Consider the following 5,359-nt stretch of genomic DNA (forward strand, 5'->3'; position numbering starts at 1 on the left):
GGCTTTACCCCAGAAGAAGGCTCCCAAGAGGCGGAGCTATACGAGCGCTACCTTAAACCACAAGATTGGTTGAAGCTCGAAAGCTAATCTTTATTACGCATATTATTGGCAAGCTGCGAAATGGCCTGAAATATCACTTGTTGATGTTCAGGCTTTTTTATTGCCTCAGCAATGGCTTGCTCCATACAGGTTAACCATTGATCAACCATCGTTTGGTCAATATCAAACGGCATATGCCGTGCCCGTAATGCCGGGTGGCCATACTTTTGCTGATAAAGCTGTGGGCCACCTAACCAGCCACTTAAAAACTCAAATAACTTTTGTTGTGAATCTTTAATTGGAGCGCGATGAATAGCTAGTAGCGGCTGTGTGTCTTCACGGCTTTGCATCTGCTGGTAAAAGTTTTGGGCAATTAAGCGAATGGTCTTCTCGCCACCAATTAAATCATAGGCATTGGACTGATTTGGATCTCGGTCATCAGGTTGCGCCTTATTGCTAAAAAGTTTTTTTAACCAATTCATGGTATCGACACTGAGTACAAGTAATGAAAGTGGCTTGATTATAACGATTAATCCCGTTTATATCTCTCGCTTTACTAAGCCATAAACATATTTTGTTAATGTTTTGCTAAATTTATCTGTTGTGATGTCAGATGCTTATCGGATAACTTAGGCGTTCTAATAACAATAATAACGAGGACCGAGATCATGGCCAAGATGGCACCAAGATTAATTGTAATTGCGATTTCAACAGCCCTGCTTGGCTGTAACTCAGCCCAGCAAGACCCTAAAGTTAGTATTAATAAAAATCCCTACCCAAGTACTTACCAAGTGATGCCAAGAACATCGACCTTGCTGATTAACGCTACTGTGCTAACAGGTACAGGTGAAAGAATCGACGGCGCTGATGTCCTAATGGTGGATGGCAAAATTAATGCGGTTGGCAGGCAATTAAGTCAAGACAATGTCACTGTGATTGATGCTAGCGGTAAATGGATAACCCCAGGTATTGTAGATGTTCACTCCCACCTTGGCGTGTATCCAAGCCCTAGCGCAGATGCCCATGGCGATGGCAACGAAGTGACCTCTCCCAATACCGCTGAAGTGTGGGCAGAGCATAGCGTATGGCCGCAAGATCCGGGGTTTAATCGTGCCCGTGAAGGTGGTATCACCACTTTACAAATCTTACCTGGCTCTGCCAATTTAATTGGTGGTCGCGGGGTGACCTTAAAAAACATCCCAGCAACCACCATGCAAGGCATGAAGTTCCCCCAAGCCCCTTATGGATTGAAAATGGCCTGTGGTGAAAACCCTAAAGGTGCCTATGGCAGAAAGCGTAAAGAAGCGCCCATGACCCGAATGGGTAATATGGCGGGTTATCGTCAAGCTTTCATTGAGGCCACTGAGTACAAGCGAGCTTGGGATAAATATGATGCGGATTATGCTGCTGGTTTAAACCCATCAGCGCCAGAGCGAGATCTTACCAAAGACACTTTACGCGGCGTGTTAGAGGGTGACATTTTAATTCATAACCATTGTTATAAAGCGGAAGAAATGGCGATGATGGTGGATTTAGGCAAAGAGTTTAACTATCACTCCGGTACATTCCACCATGCAATTGAAGGTTATAAAATAGCTGAGTTGTTAGCTGAAAATGGTAACTGCGCCGCAATGTGGCCTGATTGGTGGGGCTTTAAAATGGAAGCCTATGACATGGTGGTTGAAAATGCAGCCATCGTAGATGCGGTTAACAACTCCTGCGCTGTGGTGCATTCCGACTCTAGCGTGACCATTCAGCGCCTTAACCAAGAAACCGCCAAAATTATGCATAGTGCTAATCAAAACGGTTTTGATCTAAAAGAAGAACACGTTATTGGTTGGATCACTTCGAATGCGGCTAAATCACTAGGTATTGCAGATAAAACCGGTTCCCTTGAAGTGGGCAAAAATGCTGATGTCGTGATTTGGAATAGCAATCCGTTTAGTGTTTATGCCCAAGCTGAGCAGGTCTTTATCGATGGCGCAAAAGTGTTTGATCGTCAAGATGATGCTTACCGCGCTAAAAGTGATTTCATGCTAGGTCAACAATAAGGAGCAATACAATGAAAAAGTTTAACCAATCACTGGTCGTTGTCGCAATGCTCGCGAGTTTGACCCCTGTTGCCGCTTCTGCTGCAACCACAGCAATTACTAACGTAAAAGTATATACCTCAACGGAACAAGGCGTGCTTGATAGCGCCACAGTTGTCATTGAAGATGGCAAAATCATCTCAGTAAATGCCGAGCAGCCAAATGACACTGTGGTTATTGCGGACAATATTATTAATGCTCAGGGCAGTGTGTTAACCCCAGGCTTTATTGGCTCAATGAACTACTTAGGTTTGGTGGAAATTGGTCAAGAAAAAATGACCCGTGACGTCAATGCTAAAGACGCTGATATCAGCTTCGACCCAAGCTTAGCCTTTAACCCTAAAAGTAGCGCAATTGCCTTTGCCCGCAAAGGCGGCATTAGCCGCAATATCGTGGTACCAGGTGGTGGAGAATCAATTTTTTCAGGCCAAGCTATTGAAGTCGAGCTAACAGGACACTGGGATAGTGTGGTCGCAACTGAAAAAGCCGTATTGGTGCAGTTAGGCGCAGTGCATGAAGGCTCACGTATTATCGGTATGCAACAACTGATTAATAAACTTGAAGCAAGACAAACAGCTTTAGCTGCGGATAAACAAGCTGATGCTAAAAAAGCCGATGCGACAAAACCGCCAAGCAAAGAAGAGTTACTACTCAATGCTGTACTTGCAGGTGATATCACTATGGTGGTTGATGTCGACAGAGCCAGTGACATCTTGCAACTAATTAACTTAAAAGCTCGCTTTAACCTCGATTTGGTATTACTTAAAGCTGCCGATGCTATTGTGGTTGCAGAGCAATTGGCCGCCGCAAACATACCTGTGGTGATGGACGCGATGCGCAATTTACCTGAAAGTTTTGACTCTTTACATAATTCACTGGATAACGCCGGAAAATTAAGTAAAGCTGGGGTCAAAGTGATACTGGCGACACCGGGTGATGCCCATGGCATTTATGGTTTACGTTACGCAGCAGGTAATGCGGTTGCCAATGGCATGGATTATAATCAAGCCATGGCGTCAATAACCGCTAATGTTGCTGATATCTTCCATCTAGATGCTGGTCGCATTGCCACAGGAAAACCTGCAGATATGGTGCTTTGGAGCGGTGATCCATTTGAGTACAGTAGTGCGATTCAAACAATGTGGATTAACGGTGAAGTGCAAAACATGCAAAGTCGCCAAGATGAGCTACGCGACCGCTATATTCAGAAGTCGACTATGCCACAAGCTTATACTCAATAAGCCATGCTCATAAGTTGAATTAATAATTAGGGAATAGAGAAAGTTAATGACCGATAAGTATGCAGTATTTGGCAATCCAATTGCACAAAGTAAATCGCCATTCATTCATACTGAGTTTGCGCGTCAAACTGGACAGGACATTAGCTATCAAGCAATTCTTGCACCTGTGGATCAGTTTTCTCAGTCCCTAATGGCTTTTTTCAATGACGGTGGCAAAGGCGCCAATGTAACCGCGCCTTTTAAAGAGCAAGCTTATGCCATTTGTGATGAGTTAAGTGATCTTGCAAAACTGGCAGGAGCCGTGAATACCCTTATCTATTTAGCTGATGGACGAATTCGTGGTGACAATACCGATGGTATTGGCTTAGTAAACGATGTCATGCAGCACTTTGGTGCTTTAAAGGGTAAGCGTGTATTGTTAATCGGAGCGGGTGGCGCAGCACGGGGTTGCCTTAAACTATTACTAGAATCACAGGCTCAAGTAACCATATGTAATCGGACTTTTGCTAAAGCACAAACCTTGCAAGCTATTTTCGCTGAGTATGGACGTGTGCAGGCAACTCCCATCGATGAGCTCAATAACAGCTTTGATATTGTGATTAATTCGACTTCAGCCGGATTAGCCGGTGAGTTGATTAAATTACCTGAACAGATCATAGCAAGTCACACCAACTGCTATGACATGTCATATGGTGCTGAGACTACCTTATTTAACCAATGGGCTTTAGCAAACGGCGCGCAATCCGTTGCCGATGGTTTAGGAATGTTGGTGGGACAAGCTGCCCAAAGCTTTTATATTTGGCGCGGTGTTAAACCTGCCACTCTGGTAATTCATGACACCCTAAGAGCACAACTTAAATAAACCAATAAAACACCGAGTACTCAAGATGAACCAAAGTGTAATATTTACCGATCTCGTTGAATGGAATACTCAACAACAAACAATGCTGTTTAGTGCTCAAGTGCAAGGCATGAATATCAATTGCATTGTTAGCAAGGAAAAGTTGTTACAGCTAATAAGCAGTGAACAAACTGCAGCTGAACAACCTATGCAAGCAGAACAGGCATTAGCAATATTCGAACGAGTACGTTTTGATCTAGAAGATATAGCCGAAGAGATGATAGAAGCAGAAGAATTTGATCCGCAGGGAAACATTACTATATAAGAGTCTTATCGCTTTACACAATCAATTATAGCCCTACTAGCTATTTCTATCATAACAGTAGGGCACAATTATAATTATCTTGTAGTCTGCAGATCTACTAAGTATTCATTTTTCAATCTGACATAGTTATCAGCTGATTGTGGTAAGAAAGCTATTTCATTATCAGTTAAGGGGCGAACCTGTTTACAAGGGCTTCCTACATAAAGAAAACCACTTTGCAGTACTTTCCCTGGTGGCACTAAAGAACCTGCGCCGATAATCACATCATCCTCAACAATCGCGCCATCCAATAAAATGGCTCCCATGCCAACCAAGACCCGATTACCAACCGTGCAACCGTGCAGCATAGCTTTATGACCAATAGTGACATCATCACCAATGATCAGCGGATTACCCTCAGGCTTTGATGGAGACTTGCGGGTCACATGAAGAACTGAACCATCCTGCACATTACTGCGCTTGCCAATACGAATAATGTTCACGTCACCACGGGCAGCGACCATAGGCCAAATACTCGCATCATGGTCTAGGGCGATATCACCCACTAAAACAGCTGTACTATCTACATAGACATTATCTGCCAATTGAGGATGAATACCTTGATAACAACGAATAGAGCTAAACATATAAAATCCCTGATTTGTTTAATTGCACCCAGTATAAAGCCAAAAAGTCGCTGTTGGGGGCTAAAAATGCATAAAAACTAGCTGATTAGTTTAAAATCCCAGCAAGCAAACAGGTAAAGGCATTTTTATGCATAAAAGCCCTTGCGCTAAATCTTAACTTGCCTATAATGCGCATCCACTGACACGGCGACAGGCCA

At 43.5% G+C, this 5,359-nt stretch carries 6 protein-coding genes; 4 read left to right on the forward strand and 2 right to left on the reverse strand.

Annotated elements, in window-relative coordinates; genetic code table 11:
- Positions 1-83: 83 nt before the first annotated feature.
- Positions 84-521, reverse strand: coding sequence for a group II truncated hemoglobin (locus tag Q4591_RS19820; protein ID WP_102436288.1), 438 nt, complete (start codon positions 519-521; stop codon positions 84-86).
- A gap of 186 nt (positions 522-707) precedes the next feature.
- Here Q4591_RS19820 and Q4591_RS19825 point away from each other — a divergent pair, with 186 nt between their 5' ends.
- Genes Q4591_RS19825 through Q4591_RS19840 form a run of 4 tightly spaced genes read left to right on the forward strand, consistent with a single transcriptional unit; the run spans position 708 to position 4,536 of the window.
- On the forward strand, positions 708-2,090 hold the full coding sequence (locus Q4591_RS19825; RefSeq protein ID WP_303462563.1) for an amidohydrolase: 1,383 nt from the start codon (positions 708-710) through the stop codon (positions 2,088-2,090).
- A gap of 11 nt (positions 2,091-2,101) precedes the next feature.
- Complete coding sequence (locus Q4591_RS19830; protein WP_303462565.1) at positions 2,102-3,370, forward strand: amidohydrolase family protein; 1,269 nt, start codon at positions 2,102-2,104, stop codon at positions 3,368-3,370.
- 46 nt (positions 3,371-3,416) lie between these two features.
- Positions 3,417-4,232: a shikimate dehydrogenase gene (gene aroE, locus Q4591_RS19835; protein WP_303462567.1), complete on the forward strand. Its 816-nt coding sequence runs from the start codon at positions 3,417-3,419 to the stop codon at positions 4,230-4,232.
- A gap of 25 nt (positions 4,233-4,257) precedes the next feature.
- Positions 4,258-4,536 (forward strand): DUF1488 domain-containing protein, encoded by a 279-nt coding sequence (locus Q4591_RS19840; RefSeq protein WP_102436280.1) that lies wholly within the window; start codon positions 4,258-4,260, stop codon positions 4,534-4,536.
- 74 nt (positions 4,537-4,610) lie between these two features.
- Here the strand turns inward: Q4591_RS19840 and Q4591_RS19845 are convergent, their stop codons facing one another.
- Positions 4,611-5,162 carry a gamma carbonic anhydrase family protein gene (locus tag Q4591_RS19845; RefSeq protein WP_102436278.1) on the reverse strand — a complete coding sequence of 184 codons (552 nt, stop codon included), beginning with the start codon at positions 5,160-5,162 and terminating at the stop codon, positions 4,611-4,613.
- Positions 5,163-5,359: the final 197 nt, after the last annotated feature.

The sequence above is a fragment of the Shewanella sp. 3_MG-2023 genome (assembly GCF_030548765.1).
Classification (GTDB): domain Bacteria; phylum Pseudomonadota; class Gammaproteobacteria; order Enterobacterales; family Shewanellaceae; genus Shewanella.